General features: G+C 73.0%; 17 protein-coding genes. 10 read left to right on the forward strand and 7 right to left on the reverse strand.

What is annotated here, in order from left to right; translation table 11 throughout:
* Window position 1: 1 nt before the first annotated feature.
* The 3 genes from pxpB (at window position 2) to ACFPLC_RS12530 (ending at window position 1,964) form a co-directional block, all read left to right on the forward strand.
* Window positions 2-598, forward strand: a complete 597-nt coding sequence (gene pxpB / locus ACFPLC_RS12520; RefSeq protein ID WP_378190500.1) for a 5-oxoprolinase subunit PxpB — start codon at window positions 2-4, stop codon at window positions 596-598.
* Window positions 595-1,440, forward strand: coding sequence for a 5-oxoprolinase subunit C family protein (locus ACFPLC_RS12525; protein ID WP_378190503.1), 846 nt, complete (start codon window positions 595-597; stop codon window positions 1,438-1,440). Before pxpB ends, ACFPLC_RS12525 begins: the two co-directional genes overlap by 4 nt.
* Before the next feature lie 98 nt (window positions 1,441-1,538).
* Window positions 1,539-1,964, forward strand: a complete 426-nt coding sequence (locus ACFPLC_RS12530; RefSeq protein ID WP_191315314.1) for a hypothetical protein — start codon at window positions 1,539-1,541, stop codon at window positions 1,962-1,964.
* Here the strand turns inward: ACFPLC_RS12530 and ACFPLC_RS12535 are convergent.
* Window positions 1,943-2,791: an aminodeoxychorismate lyase gene (locus ACFPLC_RS12535; protein ID WP_378190506.1), complete on the reverse strand. Its 849-nt coding sequence runs from the start codon at window positions 2,789-2,791 to the stop codon at window positions 1,943-1,945. The genes ACFPLC_RS12530 and ACFPLC_RS12535 overlap by 22 nt on opposite strands.
* A 31-nt stretch (window positions 2,792-2,822) precedes the next feature.
* Here ACFPLC_RS12535 and ygfZ point away from each other — a divergent pair, with 31 nt between their 5' ends.
* The 3 genes from ygfZ to ACFPLC_RS12550 are packed head-to-tail and all read left to right on the forward strand — an operon-like array spanning window position 2,823 to window position 5,495.
* Entirely contained in the window at window positions 2,823-3,953 is a 1,131-nt protein-coding gene (gene ygfZ / locus ACFPLC_RS12540) for a CAF17-like 4Fe-4S cluster assembly/insertion protein YgfZ (protein WP_378190508.1), read from the forward strand.
* A 49-nt stretch (window positions 3,954-4,002) separates the two neighbouring features.
* A complete protein-coding gene (locus ACFPLC_RS12545; protein ID WP_378190510.1) occupies window positions 4,003-4,566 on the forward strand; it encodes an RsiG family protein in 564 nt (187 codons plus the stop codon).
* Entirely contained in the window at window positions 4,563-5,495 is a 933-nt protein-coding gene (locus tag ACFPLC_RS12550; protein WP_378190512.1) for an asparaginase, read from the forward strand. The genes ACFPLC_RS12545 and ACFPLC_RS12550 overlap by 4 nt, the downstream gene beginning before the upstream one ends.
* Window positions 5,496-5,712: 217 nt before the next feature.
* Here the strand turns inward: ACFPLC_RS12550 and ACFPLC_RS12555 are convergent, their stop codons facing one another.
* On the reverse strand, window positions 5,713-6,609 hold the full coding sequence (locus tag ACFPLC_RS12555; protein WP_378190514.1) for a DUF8083 family protein: 897 nt from the start codon (window positions 6,607-6,609) through the stop codon (window positions 5,713-5,715).
* Between the two features lie 207 nt (window positions 6,610-6,816).
* Here ACFPLC_RS12555 and ACFPLC_RS12560 point away from each other — a divergent pair, with 207 nt between their 5' ends.
* Together ACFPLC_RS12560 and ACFPLC_RS12565 are read left to right on the forward strand one after the other, a co-directional pair.
* Complete coding sequence (locus ACFPLC_RS12560; protein ID WP_378190516.1) at window positions 6,817-7,011, forward strand: DUF3073 domain-containing protein; 195 nt, start codon at window positions 6,817-6,819, stop codon at window positions 7,009-7,011.
* A 105-nt stretch (window positions 7,012-7,116) separates the two neighbouring features.
* On the forward strand, window positions 7,117-7,971 hold the full coding sequence (locus tag ACFPLC_RS12565; protein WP_268246926.1) for a 3-hydroxybutyryl-CoA dehydrogenase: 855 nt from the start codon (window positions 7,117-7,119) through the stop codon (window positions 7,969-7,971).
* On the opposite strand, the gene ACFPLC_RS12570 is transcribed toward ACFPLC_RS12565, so the two are convergent.
* From ACFPLC_RS12570 to ACFPLC_RS12585, 4 genes are all read right to left on the reverse strand, one after another.
* Window positions 7,962-8,789 carry an ECF transporter S component family protein gene (locus ACFPLC_RS12570; RefSeq protein WP_378190518.1) on the reverse strand — a complete coding sequence of 276 codons (828 nt, stop codon included), beginning with the start codon at window positions 8,787-8,789 and terminating at the stop codon, window positions 7,962-7,964. The two genes, ACFPLC_RS12565 and ACFPLC_RS12570, sit on opposite strands and share 10 nt — an antisense overlap.
* Before the next feature lie 368 nt (window positions 8,790-9,157).
* Window positions 9,158-10,756, reverse strand: coding sequence for an ABC transporter ATP-binding protein (locus ACFPLC_RS12575; protein ID WP_378190520.1), 1,599 nt, complete (start codon window positions 10,754-10,756; stop codon window positions 9,158-9,160).
* Window positions 10,753-11,814, reverse strand: a complete 1,062-nt coding sequence (locus ACFPLC_RS12580) for a CbiQ family ECF transporter T component (protein ID WP_378190522.1) — start codon at window positions 11,812-11,814, stop codon at window positions 10,753-10,755. The genes ACFPLC_RS12575 and ACFPLC_RS12580 overlap by 4 nt, the downstream gene beginning before the upstream one ends.
* Window positions 11,804-12,424 (reverse strand): hypothetical protein, encoded by a 621-nt coding sequence (locus ACFPLC_RS12585; RefSeq protein ID WP_378190524.1) that lies wholly within the window; start codon window positions 12,422-12,424, stop codon window positions 11,804-11,806. The genes ACFPLC_RS12580 and ACFPLC_RS12585 overlap by 11 nt, the downstream gene beginning before the upstream one ends.
* A 77-nt stretch (window positions 12,425-12,501) precedes the next feature.
* Between ACFPLC_RS12585 and ACFPLC_RS12590 the strand changes: the two genes are divergently transcribed.
* Entirely contained in the window at window positions 12,502-13,410 is a 909-nt protein-coding gene (locus ACFPLC_RS12590; protein ID WP_378190526.1) for a Gfo/Idh/MocA family protein, read from the forward strand.
* 296 nt (window positions 13,411-13,706) lie between these two features.
* The gene (locus ACFPLC_RS12595) at window positions 13,707-14,450 is read left to right on the forward strand and encodes a GNAT family N-acetyltransferase (protein WP_378190528.1); all 744 of its coding nucleotides are present in this window, start codon (window positions 13,707-13,709) and stop codon (window positions 14,448-14,450) included.
* Here the strand turns inward: ACFPLC_RS12595 and arfB are convergent.
* Window positions 14,447-14,878, reverse strand: coding sequence for an alternative ribosome rescue aminoacyl-tRNA hydrolase ArfB (arfB, locus tag ACFPLC_RS12600; protein ID WP_378190530.1), 432 nt, complete (start codon window positions 14,876-14,878; stop codon window positions 14,447-14,449). The genes ACFPLC_RS12595 and arfB overlap by 4 nt on opposite strands.

The following is a 14,878-nucleotide window of genomic DNA, read 5'->3' on the forward strand; positions in this document are numbered from 1 at the left end:
CGTGCGCTGGCGGCGGTGCGGCGAGGACGCCGCCCTGCTCGACTGCGACTCGCTCGACCAGGCACGGGCCGCCCACGCCACCGTGCTCGCCGCCCGGCCGCCCGGGGTCGTCGACCTGGTGCCGGGCGCGCGCAGCCTGCTCGTCGTCGGCGGCGTCGCGGCCGTGCGGGCCCTGCTCGAAGACGCCGATCTCGCGCACCCGCCCGCGGGCGAGCCCCGCGAAGTGACCCTCGACGTCCGCTACGACGGCGAGGACCTGGCCCTCATCGCTGCCGACGCCGGGATCTCGCCCGAGGCCGTCGTCGCGATGCACACCGAAGCCGTCTACACGGTCGCGTTCACCGGGTTCGCCCCCGGCTTCGGCTACCTGACCGGCCTTCCCCCGCAGCTCCGGCAGCCTCGCCTGGAGTCGCCGCGCACCCGCGTCCCAGCCGGGTCGGTCGGGCTGGCCGGCGAGTTCACCGGCGTCTACCCGCGGGAGTCGCCCGGCGGCTGGCGGCTGCTCGGGCACACGTCGGCGACGCTGTTCGACCCCCACGCGGACCCGCCCGCGTTGTTCGCGCCGGGGGACCGCGTCCGCTTCCGGAACGTCCGATGAGGCGCCTGGAGGTGCTCGACCCCGGGCGGTACGCGCTAGTCGAGGACCTGGGCCGACCCGGCTACGCCCACCTGGGGGTCGCGCCTTCGGGGGCCCTGGACACGGCGTCGCTGCGGCTGGCGAACCGGCTGGCGGGCAACGCCGAGGCCGCCGCCGGGATCGAGGCGCTGCTCGGCGGGCTCTCCGTGCGCTTCACGGCCGCGGTGACCGCGGCGGTGACCGGCCCGCCGGTCGACGTCCGGATCGATGGCCGGTCCGCTGGCTCCCACGTGCCGCTGGCGGTGCGCGCGGGGCAGACACTCACGCTGGGCACGCCCTCCGCGGGCCTGCGCTGCTACCTGGCGGTGTCCGGGGGCATCGCGGTGGAGCCGGTGCTGGGCAGCCGCTCCCGGGACGTCCTGTCCGGCATCGGCCCGCCGCCGTTGCGCGCCGGTGACGTCCTCCCCCTGGGCGAGCCCGGGATTCCCGTCGGTGCGGACGTCGTCGTGCCCGTGCGGGCACCGGGCGAACTCGTTGTGCCGGTGACGCTCGGCCCGCGCGACGACTGGTTCGACGACCCGGCAGGCGGGCTCTCGGCGGGCTGGACGGTCACGGCCGAGTCGAACCGCGTCGGCCTGCGCCTGGACGGGACGCCGCTGCGCCGGGCGGTCGACGGCGAGCTGCCCAGCGAAGGTGTGGTCACCGGCGCGATCCAGGTGCCGCCGAGCGGGCTGCCGGTGGTGTTCCTCGCCGACCACCCGACCACCGGCGGCTATCCGGTCGCCGCCGTGGTCGCAACGGCCGCGCTGAGCGCTCTCGCGCAGGCTCGGCCGGGTACCCGAATCCGCTTCCGGCCTTCCTGAGCAAGGCGTACCGCCGCGCGGGTGAGACCCGGGTCACCCGGTGCACCCGTCCGGGTAGGGGCTGGAACCTTGTCGCGCCGCCGCCCGTCCTCATGAGTGTGGAACAGGTGACGATCAGCGGTGGCACGGGTTTCCTCGACGTGAACGCGCGGGCGCGGGCGGAGCTGCCCCAGTCGCTGCGGATCGCGCTGGCCACCGGGCAGCTGCGCCGTCCGCTGGCCACCACGCTCGGACCGGTCCTCGACCTGCTCGTCGACGGCGACTACCGAGTGAGCGGCCCGGAGCGGCTGCCGGCCGACCGGCTGCTCACGCCGACCGACGCCTGGCCGCCGCCGGACGAGTCCCGCGTCGGCTACTACCGCGCCGCCATCCGCACCGGGCACCGGCCGGTCGCGGTGGTGCTGGCCGACGGCGAACGCGAGCTGATCCTCGACGGCCACCACAAGATCGCCGCCTACCGCGCCGAAGAGGTCGCCCCCGCCGTCGTCCGGATCACCCAGGGTCAGGCGTATTCGCCTTCGTAGGCCGCGACGAGCTCGGCGTACACCGCCGCGGAATCGGGCAGCCGCTCGCCGTCGAGCGTGTGCACCCGGGTCAGCTTGCGGACGCTGGAGGCCATGAACACGCCGTCGCCCTCGACGAGGTCGCGCACGGTCAGCGGCTCCACCTTGACCGCCCAACCCGCCTTCTCGGCGCCGCGGAACACCGCGGCCTGCGTGGTGCCCGGCAGGATCCCGATGCTCGACGGCGGCGTGTAGAGCGTCCGCCCCTTCGCGAGCACGACGGTCGAGGTCGGCCCTTCGAACACCGAACCGTCGGCCGCGGTGAAAATCACATCTTCGGCCCCGCGGCGCCCCGCCTCGCGGATCGCGGCCATGTTCATCGCGTACGACAACGGCTTCGCGCCGAGCAGCAGCCACGGCGCGCGCTCGGCGAGATCCGGCGGGAAACCGCGTTCGAGGGTGATCGCGGCGACGCCGTCCTCGCGGGCTTTCAGGATCGACGGCGCGACCTCGGAACCCAGCGCGAAGCCGGTCGGGACCGCGGCCGGATCGCCGTCGGATCCCCGCGTGTACACCAGTTTCAGCACCATTTCGGGTCCGCCGGCCCACCTTTCGAGCACCAGCGAAACGACCCGCTCCCACGCCGCGAGGTCCGGCTCGGGCAGGTCGAGCATGGCCGCCGAACGGGCCAGCCGCTCGAGGTGCGGCCGGAGCTCGCGGGGCTTGCCGTCGACGACGAGGATCGTCTCGAAGACGCCGTCGCCGCGCAGCAGCCCGAGGTCGTCGACCTTGATCTGGGCCTGGTCGGGGTCGGCCGGGGTTCCGTCGAGGAAGACGAGGACGCGCATGGGCACACGGTACTCACCTAGGCTGGGTGGTATGCCGTACCGCTCGCCGCTGCTGGACGTGCCCGGATCGATCCCTTCACCCGACGACCACCCCGAAGCCGGCGTCCCCTGGCACTGGGGAGACCCCTTCGCGGAGCAGCGCACGGCCTCGCGCAGCGTGGTCGTGATCGACCGGTCGCACCGCGAGTTCCTCGCCGTGACCGGTGAAGAGCGGCTGTCGTGGCTGCACCTGGTGATCTCCCAGCACGTGACCGGGCTGGCCGAGAGCTCGGGCACCGAGGCGCTGGTGCTCGACAGCCAGGGCCGCGTGGAGACGCACATGGTGGTCGCGCACCTCGACGGCACGGTGTACCTCGACTCGGACCCGGGCTCGAAGGTCACCAGCGCGCTGCCCAAAGGCGGCCCGCAGACGCTGCACGAGTACCTCGAGGCGATGAAGTTCTGGTCCAAGGTGGACATCCGGGACGCGACCGGCGAGCTCGCGCTGCTCACCGTGCTCGGCCCGGACGCCGAGCGCGTGCTGAGCGCGGTCGGCGCCGAAGTCGGCCCGGAGCCGTACGCGGTGGCGGCGCTGCCGGGTGGCGGGTTCGCGCGGCGGATGCCGTGGCCGGGCCGGTGGAGCGTCGACCTGGCGGTGCCCCGGGCTTCGCTGGTGGACTGGTGGAAGCGGCTGACCGACGCCGGCGCCCGCGCGGCGGGTAGCTGGGTGTTCGACGCGCTGCGCGTCGAGTCGGTGCGCCCGCGGCTCGGCGTCGACACCGACGACCGCACGATCCCGCACGAGGTGGGCTGGGTCGGCTCGGCCGCGCACGTCGCGAAGGGCTGCTACCGCGGCCAGGAAACCGTGTCGAAGGTCCACAACGTGGGACGCCCGCCGCGGAACCTGCTCCTGCTGCACCTCGACGGCTCGCCCGAGGTCACCCCGGAGACCGGCGACCCGGTGCTGCTCGACGGCCGGACGGTCGGCCGGATCGGCACGGTGATCCAGCACCACGAGCTCGGCCCGATCGCGTTGGCGCTGGTCAAGCGCTCGACGCCGGTGGGAGCGGAGCTGCTGGCGGGGTCGGAGGACAACCTCGTCCAGGCGGCGATCGACCCCGATTCGGTGCCCGCGGAACAGCCCGCGCCGGGGCGCGCGGCGGCGGCGCAACTCCGTGGCTGAACGAAAGCCCCTGACAGCGAGATCACGCTCAACCGGGATAAACTGCGCTGTGATCGAAGTGCGGCCCGGTGGCAGGCGGCGGATCGACCGCGTGCTCGGCCCGGGGTACCTCAGCGGCCTGGGTGAACTGCCGCTGGACGTGCTGCGCGAGCGGCGCGACGAAGCCGCGCAGGAAGAGACCGACCTGTCCTACCTGCGCCGTCTCCTGCACGCCCGGATCGACATCGTGCGCGCGGAGCAGGCCCGGCGCAGCTCGGGCGGCGAAGCGAGCATCGTCGACCAGCTGGCGACGATCCTGGCCGACAACGCACTGGGCCCGGCGGCGGGCTCGGGTCGTCACCAGCAGCTGGAACCCTCCCGCGCGGGTGAGCACCGGCGGCACGCGGAGGCCCTGATCGGCGATACGGACCTGACCGACGTCGGGTCCCTCTCGGACGAGAAGCTCGCCTCCGCTTTGGACACGTACGCGCGCGAAGAGCTGTCGGTGTCGTCGTTCCGCCGTGAGGTTCAAGGCGTGATGGACACGCTGAACGCGGAGATCGCGAAGCGCTACCAGCAGGGATCGGCCACAGTGGACGAGCTGCTGGAGAACGAAGGCGGCCGCGGCGAGTGACCAACCCCGTGCTCGCCGAAGTCGTGCGGTCGGGTTTCGTCGAAAGCGTCCACCGGGGCGCGCTCGTGATCACCGGCCCGGAAGGCGCCGCCCGGCTGGCCCTGGGAGACGTGTCCTCGCCGGTGTACCCGCGGTCGTCGAACAAGCCGCTGCAGGCGGTCGGCATGCTCCGGGCGGGTTTGGCCTTCACGGGCGAGGACCTGGCGCTGGCGTGCGCGTCGCATTCGGGCGAGCCCGGGCACGTGAAGCGGGTGCTGGAGCTGCTCTCGGCCGCCGGCCTGGGTGAGCGCGACCTGGCCTGCCCGCCCGACTTCCCGTTGCACGTGCCGAGCATGCGCGACGCGGCCGAGCCGCGGCGGGTGATGATGAACTGTTCGGGCAAGCACACGGCGATGCTCACGACGTGCGTCCGGGCGGGCTGGCCGGTGGCCGGGTATTTCGCGCCGGACCATCCGCTGCAGCAGGCGCTCGCCGCTGCCGTCTCCTCGCTGACGGGCGAGCCGATCGCCCACACGGGTGTCGACGGGTGCGGCGCGCCGTTGTTCGCGTTTTCGCTGACGGGGCTGGCTCGCGCGTTCGGCCGGATCGCGAGCGCGGTGGACGGGCCGTCGGCGGAGGTGGCTTCGGCGATGCGGGCGCACCCGTGGCTGGTGGCGGGGACGGGCCGCGAGGACACGGCGTTGATGTCCGGTGTGGAGGGACTGATCGCGAAGGCGGGCGCGGAGGGGGTCCAGGCGTTCGCGCTGCCGGACGGGTTCGCGGTGGCGATCAAGATGGACGACGGCGCGAAGCGGGCTTGCGCGCCACTGGCGGTTTCGGCGCTGCGGTACCTCGGGGTGGACGTGTCCGGGCTCGAGGAGCTGGCGCAGCCGCCGGTTTCGGGTGGCGGGCAGCCGGTGGGCGAGATCCGGGTGCCGGAACTGCGCTGACCGCTGGTGGGTGCCGGAGCTGCACTGACCGCTGGTGGGTGCCGCCTGCCCGGACCGCGCCGCCTGCCACTCGCCCCTGCCGCGCCGCCGGATGCCGCTGGCCGTCTCCGGCGCCCCGCCGGCTGCGGACCGCGACTGAGCAGCCCCCGTTTTCCACGCTACCGGCGGGCACCGACAGTTTTGGGCCGGAGGAGTCGCCGGGGCGTTCGGTTGTCCACTAGTTGGCGCGCTCGCGGGCGGCCACGTCACCCCAGAACTCGCGCAGGTCCGAGAACAGCTCGGCCAGCTCCTCGACGTTGCCCGAGCGCAGGGCGTCCAGGATGTCGTGGACCTCGTCGGCCGTGTTGTCGGCTTCCAGGACCGGGTCCGTGAACAACTGCACCAGGCCGCCGTAGTCGAGCTCGACCACCGAGTCCGCGTGGAAGTTGTCCAGCCAGCGGCGCGTTTCGAACAGCACGCGGCCCGGTCCGGAGTCGCCGAACGTCTGCTCCAGGAGCTCCCCGGCCTCGCGGGCGCGGTGCTGCGCGTCGGCCAGCGTCGCCCGCCAGGACAGTTCGCGCCGTGGGTCGGCGCGGCCGTTGCCGAGCACCAAGCGCCGCTCCTCCGGCTCGATCAGCACGAACCACGGCAGCGGGACGGTCCAGGTGGTCGACAACGTGTGCGCCGCCGACGTGCTCAGGTCCACCATCGCCGACTTCGTGCGGGCGCGGATCGTCTCCTGGGTGAAGCCGCCTTCGCCGAGGACGACGTTCTTCAGCGCCGGGTGCGCGTCGCCGAGGAAGGTGACCAGCGCGGCCGCCGAGCGGGCACGCAGTTCCAGCGGGCAGACGAGCGGACCGTGCTCGGCCTTGCCGCCCGGCACGTCCTCGGGGTCGAGCACCAGGACGTCGGTCAGCAGGCTGGGCGCCGGACGGCCGTCGGCGAGCTCGGCGGGCAGCAGCCGCCGCGGGGCGGCCACCTGTGACTTGAGCCACATGGCCTGCTCGCGCGCCCCCGCGTCCGTCCGCCTCAGCTTCGCCGCGGCGACGGCCGCACGCAGCCGCTCGTCCGGCGGATCGCCCAGGGCGAGCAGGGGTTCGTACACCCGCAGGTAAGCCACGAAGGGACGGAGCACGGGTAGATCGTGGCACGTCTACCTGCGCCGATCGCCACCGACCGGCCGGTAACCGGTGTCCGGGGAACACTGTCGTGACCGGCACACCGTGCCACGTCGCATCGAACCCCCCGGACACGGTACGGTGTGAGCAGGAAAGAATTGTCGAGACGATGCGGGGCCGCCGATTCCCCCGGCCGCCCCGCCCCTGTGCGAGGGGGTCGAGCCATGGGGCGCGGCCGGGCTAAGGCCAAGCAGACGAAGGTGGCGCGTGAGCTCAAGTACAGCTCGCACGAGACCGACTTCGATGCTTTGCAGCGCGAGCTGTCGAGTAACTCCTCCAGTGACAACCACCACGAGGAACCCGCCGACAGCCGGTATGAAGACCCGTACGACGACGGGTACGACGAGTACCGTCGTTGAGCACGCGTAACCGCGCGAGGGTGGTGCCCATCCGGCATCCGCCCTCGCGCGCTGCGTGCTGCCTGCAAAACATGCGGGTCGCGAAGCGGACGAAGGAGTGAGCCGGTGGTAAGTCGGGTTGGAGTCGTCGGGGCGGGCCTCATGGGGTCCGGCATCGCCGAGGTGCACGCGCGGTCCGGATTGGACGTCGTGATCACCGAGGTGAACCAGCCGGCGCTCGACGCGGGCAGGGCGCGCATCGAGAAGTCGCTGCAACGCGGCGTCAAGAGCGGCAAGCTGACCACCGAGGACGCCGACGCGGCGCTCGCGCGAGTCCGGTTCACCACCGACATCGCCGAGTTCGCCGACCGCGAACTGGTCATCGAGGCGATCCTCGAGCAGGAGCAGGCGAAGGTCGACGTCTTCCGCCAGCTGGACAAGATCGTCGAGGCCGAGGACGCGCTGTTCGCGTCCAACACGTCGTCGATCCCGATCATGAAGCTGGGCATGGCGACGAGCCGGCCGCAGCAGGTGGTCGGCATCCACTTCTTCAACCCGGTGCCGGTGCTGCCGCTGGTGGAGCTGGTGCCCTCGCTGCTGACCAGCGACGAGACCGCCCGCCGCGCGGAAGAGCACGCGACGACGGCGCTGGGCAAGACCGTGATCCGTTCGCAGGACCGCGCCGGGTTTATCGTGAACTCGCTGCTGGTGCCGTACCTGCTTTCGGCGATCCGCATGATCGAGTCGGGCTTCGCCTCGGCCGAGGACATCGACCGCGGCATGGAGCTGGGCACGGCCCACCCGATGGGTCCGCTGCGGCTGTCCGACCTGATCGGGCTGGACACGATCAAGGCCATCGCGGACTCGATGTACGCGGAGTTCAAGGAGCCGCTGTACTCGTCGCCGCCGCTGCTGCTGCGCATGGTCGACGCGGGCCTGCTCGGCAAGAAGACGGGCCGCGGCTTCTACTCCTACAGCTGACCCCGGTCGAAGGTCACGGGTGCCTCGAAGGCGGCCCGCCTGGCGGCGCGCCTCAGCACCGCCAGGACGGCGGGCCCCAGCAGGACGATGGCGACCGCGTTGGTGATGGCGCGACCGGTGTCCCAGCCGAGCGTCGAGGTCAGGACGGTGTACGCCGCGAACCGGCGAAGGTTGTCGAGGAGCGGCGCACCGGGCACGAAGCCGAGCTGCGTGCTATCCCCGGCGAGGAACGGCCACGACCACAGGCTCATCAGCATCCCGAAGAAGTAGGCCGCGAAGACGCCGTAGCCGACGAGCAGGGCGATCTCGGGTTTCCCGCGCGGGTTCCGCGGGAGCAGCCCGGCCCCGAGCCCGATCAGCGACGAGGCCAGCATCTGGAACGGCAGCCACGGCCCAACCCCGGCGGTGAGCAGCGCACTGGTGAACAGCGACGTCGACCCGAGCACGAAGCCGAAGCCGGGCCCGAAGACCCGCCCGGCGAGGACGAGCAGGAAGAAAACCAGCTCGATCCCGCCGGTGCCCGCGCCGAGCGGCCGCAGCCCCGCGTTGACGGCCGAGAGCACGCCGAGCAGCGCGAGCGCCTTGGCATCGATGCCCCCACGCGACAGCTCGGCGAGCACGACGAGGATCAGCACCGGCAGGCTCGCCATGAAGACGAAGGGCGCATCGGCGCTGTGCGCGGCGGCGGTCGGCTGGGGGTGGGCGAGCAGGGGCCAGCAGAACATGGCCAGCCCGAGGATGCTCGCGACGGTGAGGACCAGCGCGGGCCGCGGGGTCAGGCGGATCGTGCGGGGCGGTGGGGTGAGGAAGTCGGTCATGCCGGGATCACCGCCGCCGGTTCGCGGGTGATGGCGATGGTTGGTGGAGTGGGGCCTCGGCGCTGACCGATGGCCGAATGCGCGCCGGAACGGCTGGGCGCGCGGGGGACATCAGCGGCCATGATCCGCGGGTCGGCCCAGGCGCGGCTCGGCAGCCTCGGGTCATCGGCAACCGCGATCCGCGGGTCGGCCCAGGCGCGGCTCGGCAGCCTCGGGTCATCGGCAACCGCGACCCGCAAGCCCGCACAGCCATGCACCCGCCGGGCAGCGTCGGCCCCGGCCCGCGAGGCGGCGGGGCGCGCTCGTTTCCCTGGGCCCCCCCGCCCGCCCCCGCCCCCTCCCCTCCTCCCGCGCCCTTTCCCTCGCCCTCATGCCAGTGCCTCGGCTACCTCGTCCACCGTCAGCCACCGCTCCGGGGCCAGGATTTTGGCCACCTGCGGGGCGAACGCCGGTGAGGCGACGACCACCTGCTTCGTCGGGCCGTCCGCTACCACCTCGCCGTCGGCCAGGACCACCACGCGGTCGGCCACCGTGGCGACGAACTCGACGTCGTGGGTGGCCAGCACTACCGCGTGGCCCTGCGAGGCCAGCTCTCGCAGGGTCGCCGCGAAGCGCCGTTTTGCGTGGTAGTCGAGGCCGCGGGTCGGCTCGTCGAGCAGCACCACCGGTGGGGCCGACGCCAGCTGGATCGCCAGCACCAACGCCAGTCGCTGCCCTTCCGAAAGGTCGCCGGGGTGCGCTTCACCGGCGATTCCGGGGGCGAGCCGGTCCAGCAGGGCCCGAGCCGTTCCCGCCGGCACCTCCGACTCGGTGTCCGCCTGTGCGCACTCGGCGTCCACCGAATCGAGGTACAGCAGGTCGGCCGGGGTCTGCGGGACCAGGGCGACGCGCTGACGGGCCACTCGTGGCTTGAGCGACGCCGGGTCCACGCCACCGACGTCGACCTTCCCCGCCGACCTCGGGCCGCTGCCCTGCACCGCCCAGAGAAGCGACGACTTGCCGGAGCCGTTGCGTCCCATCAGCGCGACCACCTCTCCCGGTCCGACACGCAGGTCGACCCCGCGCACCGCCAGGACATCTCCGTATCGGACCACCACCCCTCTCACATCCAGTGCCGAACCGGTCACCGAGAGACTACGACCCACCACCGACAATTCCGCGAGCCGCGCGCGCAGCGGCCCGGCGACCCGCCGCGCGTCCCGGACCGACAGCGGCAGCGGTGACCAGCCCGCCAGCCGCCCGAGCTCGGCGATCGGGGGCGCGATCGGCGACGTCGCCAGGATCTCGGCCGGCGGCCCGGACCGCACCGAACCGTCGCCCGGCAGGTACAGGAGCCGGTCCGCGTACTGGGCCACGCGCTCCATGCGGTGCTCCGCGACGATCACCGTCGTCCCCAGGTCGTGCACCAGCCGGGTGATCGCCGCGAGCACGTCCTCCGCCGCCGTCGGGTCCAGTGCCGACGTCGGCTCGTCCAGGACGACGACGGACGGGTGCGCCGTGAGCACCGAACCGATCGCGACACGCTGCTGCTGGCCGCCCGACAGCGTCCGAAGTGGACGATTGCGCAGCTCCGCGATCCCCAGCAGGTCGAGGGTTTCCTCGACGCGCTTGCGCATGACGTCCGGCGGCACCGCCAGCTGCTCCATCGCGTAGGCGAGTTCCTCCTCGACGGTGTCGGTCACGAACCCCGCGAGGGGGTCCTGCCCGACGACGCCGACGACCGACGCCAGCTCCCGCGGCGGGTGCACAGCCGTGTCGAAACCACCCACGACCACCCGGCCGGACAGCCGCCCGCCGGTGAAGTGCGGGACGAGCCCGTTGATGGCGCCGAGAAAGGTCGACTTGCCCGCTCCGGTCGGCCCCGCGACCAGGCACAACTCGCCCTCGTCGATCAGCAGCGACACGTCCGACAGCACCGGCCGCGAAGCGTCCGGGTAGGTCACCGTGACCCGCGAGAACTCGATCACCGCACGACCTCCGGAACCGGGGGCGCCACGAACGCCGGCAACACCGCGACCAGCAGGGACACCACGTGCACCCAGGACACCTCCGGCCAGCGCAGCGGGCTCAGCGACGGGAACAGCCGGCCCGCGTCGATCCGCGCGGTCGCGAACAGCAGCACGCACGCCCCGACGCCGGCCGCAACGACCAGCGTCTCCGGCCACCGCCACGGGTCGGGCCGGTACGCCGTCCGCCGCACCCGGCGCCCGCCGAGGACGAAGCCCACGACCGCCACGACCAGCCCGGCCGCCAGCAGCGGCACCCCGAGCCAGGACGACGTCCCGTCGAGCACGCCGTAGACGCCGACGCACACGCCGACCAGCCCGGCCAGGACGCAGGCCGCGATCAGCACCCGCAGGCGCGTCCCGAGGTACTCACGGCGGCCGTAGCCCCGGGAGTCCATCGCCGCCGCCAGCCGCAAGGACCGGTCCATCGCGTCTTCCAGCACCGGCACCACGATGCCCTTCACCGCCCGCAGCCCACGACTCCGCCCCGCCCGCAGCCGGCGGGCCCGCCGCACCCGCTGCACGCTCTCGACGAGCTGCGGGGCCACCGTCAACGCCACCGTCACCGCCGTCCCCACCTCGTACAACGCCCCCGGTACCGCCTTGAGCAGGCGTTTCGGGTTGGCCAGGGCGTTCGCCGCGCCGACGCAGACGACCATCGTCGCCAGCCGCAGGCCGTCGTAAAAGCCACCGAGCAGCTCCTCCGCCGACGTCGGCCCGAACAGGGACAATCCCGCGGCGAGCGGGATGCGCGGCAGCGCGAACAGCACGTGCCCGCCGTCGTCCCCGCCGATCAGGATCCGGAACAGCACGCGCGAGGCGACGATCAGCGCGCCGACGTAGACGTACAGCCGGAACGCCAGCGCCCAGGGCGCGTCACTGCGCCGGTTCGCCACGACGAACCCGGCGACGGCGATGATCAGGCCGAGCAGCAGCGGGTTCGTCGTCCGGCTGGCCGCGACGGCCAGCGCGAGCGCCCACGCCCACCAGGCGCCGGGGTGCAGCGCCCTACTGGGCACGCCGACGCCGGGCGACGACGATCCCGGCGCCGCCGACCAGCACGATCACGACGGCCCCGGCGACCAGGCCCCAGGGGAACGAACTGCCCTGGTCAGAGGCGGCGGGCGCGGGCGAGGAGACCTGGCGGACCGGCGGCACGCGCGGCGGCGACGGCAGGTCGTTCGCCGACTTCGGCCGCGCGAACGCCCACCCTTCGAACCCGCCGGGAACCGGTTTCGCCGTCTGAGCGCCTTCCTGGCTCGACGTCCAGCTGCCCCCGGCGGGGGCGTGCCAGTAGCTCCAGTACGCCGTCGCCGACGGCATCCCCGCGCAGGACTCGACGTCGGGGCCCGGCTTGCCGTTGATCCGGCAGGCGACCGCGAGGCCGTACTTCTGCGAGCCGGCCACCTCGATCCCGGCCTCCTGCAGGGCGGCGATGCCGTTCGACGGCGTCCCGGCGGCGCAGCGGACCAGCGGCTGCGGGCCGAGGTCGCCGAAGTCGACGACCACCGTCACGCCGTCGCCCTCGGGGCAGGCTCCGTCGGTGCCTGCCGCCGACGCGGGTGCGGCGCCCACGAACGCGGCACCGAACAGAAGGGCGCAGACAACGGCGAACCGGGAGGCGATCATGCAGGCACTTTAACCAGGCGGATGCTCGCTGCAGGTGCGGTTTCTGCGCGACGCGGGACACACCTAGACTGCGGGCCGTGGGACAGCTCATCGCGGACGGACAACTGCGCGTCGGCCTGATCGGCGCCGGCCCGTGGGCGACGACGATCCACGCACCCGGACTGGCGGATCACCCCGGCACGGCGCTGACCGCGGTCTGGGCCCGGCGGCCGGAGGCGGCGCAAACGCTTGCGGAGACGCACTGCGCGGCCACCGCCGGCAGCGTCGAGGAGCTGTTCGAGCAGGTGGACGCGGTGGCGTTCGCCGTTCCCCCGGCGATCCAGGCCGAGCTCGGCGTGCGGGCGGCCGAGGCCGGGAAGCACCTGATCCTGGAGAAGCCGATCGCCGCCGACCTCGACGGCGCGCGGCGGCTGGCCGACGCGGTCGCGGCGGCCGACGTGGCCGCGCTCGTGGTGCTGACCTTGCGTTACTCCGCCCAGACGCAGGAGTGGCTCGCCGGCCTCGCCCAGGCGGGCGGCTGGGCGGGTGGCGGCGCGCGCTGGCTGTCCGGCGCCCTGCTCGGCGGCCAGTTCGCCGCCTCCGAGTGGCGGCAGGAGGACGGCGGCGCGCTGTTCGACATCGGCCCGCACGCGCTCGACATGCTCGACGCCGCGCTCGGGCCGATTACCGGGGTGGTGGCGGCCCGGCAGAGCCCCGGCGACCTCTGGCACCTGATGCTGGCCCACGAGGGTGGCGTGATCAGCACCGCCACGCTCTCGCTGCGGCTGCCGGTGCAACCGACCGTCGTCGAGGTCGCGGTCTGGGGCGAGCACGGCTACCGGACGCTCGGGCGCAAACCGGGCTCGGCGCAGGAGTCCTACACCGCCCTGCTGGACGATTTCGCGGCGATGATCGCGAGCGGCACGACGACGCACCCCTGCGACGTCCGGCGCGGCCTGCACCTCCAGGAACTACTCGAGCAGGCGCGCCAACTCGCCGCAGAGTAGTACACAGGGCGGTTTCCCGCTTTTTCGTTGCTCCACAACGTTTCCGCGCTTGTCCCCAGAATTCATCCACAGGGTTGTCCACAGCGTCCATTGTGGACAGTACGGTCCGTTCGAAATAAACCGGTTGCCCGCCGTGCCACCATGACCGGGAAGAGCCCGCTCGACTCCAAGGAATGACCGCCTATGCCTGGCGCCGTCTCCGGCGTCGGCCCCCGCTAGGCCCGACGCCCGGCGAACTGCCCGCACGCCCCGGTCCGGGGGCTGCGGTTCCTTGACGTGCTCTTCGAAAGGCTCACATGTCCGCCATCCAGACCTATGTCCGCGCGACGGCACCGCGCGGCCGGGAGACCGAGCAGGTCGGCCCGTTCCTTGCCACCTACTCGCCGAACCGGCACCCGATGCTCAACTACGCGATCCCGGACGACGGCGCCCAGCCGACGCCGGCCGAGATCGACGCCTTGACCGCGGTCTACCGGCGGCGGGATCGGCTCCCGCGGCTGGAGTACTTCACCGACGTCGCTCCCGGCCTGGAGAAACTGCTGGTCGAGGTGGGGTACGCGCTCGAACGGCGGGTGCCGTTGATGACGTGCGCACCGGCCGAGCGGATCGATCAGCCGGTCCCGGATGGAATCCGGCTGCGCGTACCGGAGTCCGAGGCCGACCTCAGGCAGCTGCGGGCCGCGCAGAACACCGCGTTCGGCGAACCCGCGGAAGTCGGCGACGGCGAGGTCGAGCACCTGAAAGCCGAGACCGGCGTGCGGCATCTGCTCGCGGAGGATCTCGGGACTAAAGCCGTGGTCGGCGGCGGGCTCGCGCTCGAAATCGTCGACGGCACCACCGAGATCGCCGGGATCGCCGTGCTCGAGCCGTACCGCGGCCGCGGGATCGCCGCGGCGCTCACCGCGCACCTCACCCGCGCGGTCCACGAGGCCGGTGCGCACACGGCGTTCCTCACCCCCGGTGATCTGGGGATCGGCACCGTCTACGCCCGCGTCGGCTACCGGACGGCCGGGGAGTGCGTGCACTTGTCCCTGAGTTAGTCGTCGAAGCGGCCGGAGCGGCCCTTCTTCACGTCGCTCCGGCGCTTCTTCGACGCCAGGCGGCGCTCCTTCGAACCCCGCGAGGGCTTCGTGGGGCGCCGTTGGGCGGGCGGCGGGGCCGACGCGTCGAGCAGCAGGTTGGCCAACCGCCCCCGCGCGGCCTCGCGGTTCTGCAGCTGGGACCGGTGTTCGCTGGCCGCGATCGTCAAGACGCCGTCGACGAGCCGGGACGCCAGCGCGGCCAGCACGCGCTCACGCAGGTGCCCGGGGATCGACGGCGACCCGGCGACGTCGAACGACAGCTCGACCCGCGAGTCCGTCGTGTTGACGCCTTGACCGCCGGGGCCGGACGACCGCGAGAAGCGTTCGCTCAACTCGGCTTCCGGGATGACGAACCGGGAGCCGACGACGACGTCCCCGGTGGCCAC

The organism is Amycolatopsis plumensis (assembly GCF_042652605.1).
GTDB classification, from domain to species: Bacteria; Actinomycetota; Actinomycetes; order Mycobacteriales; family Pseudonocardiaceae; genus Amycolatopsis; species Amycolatopsis plumensis.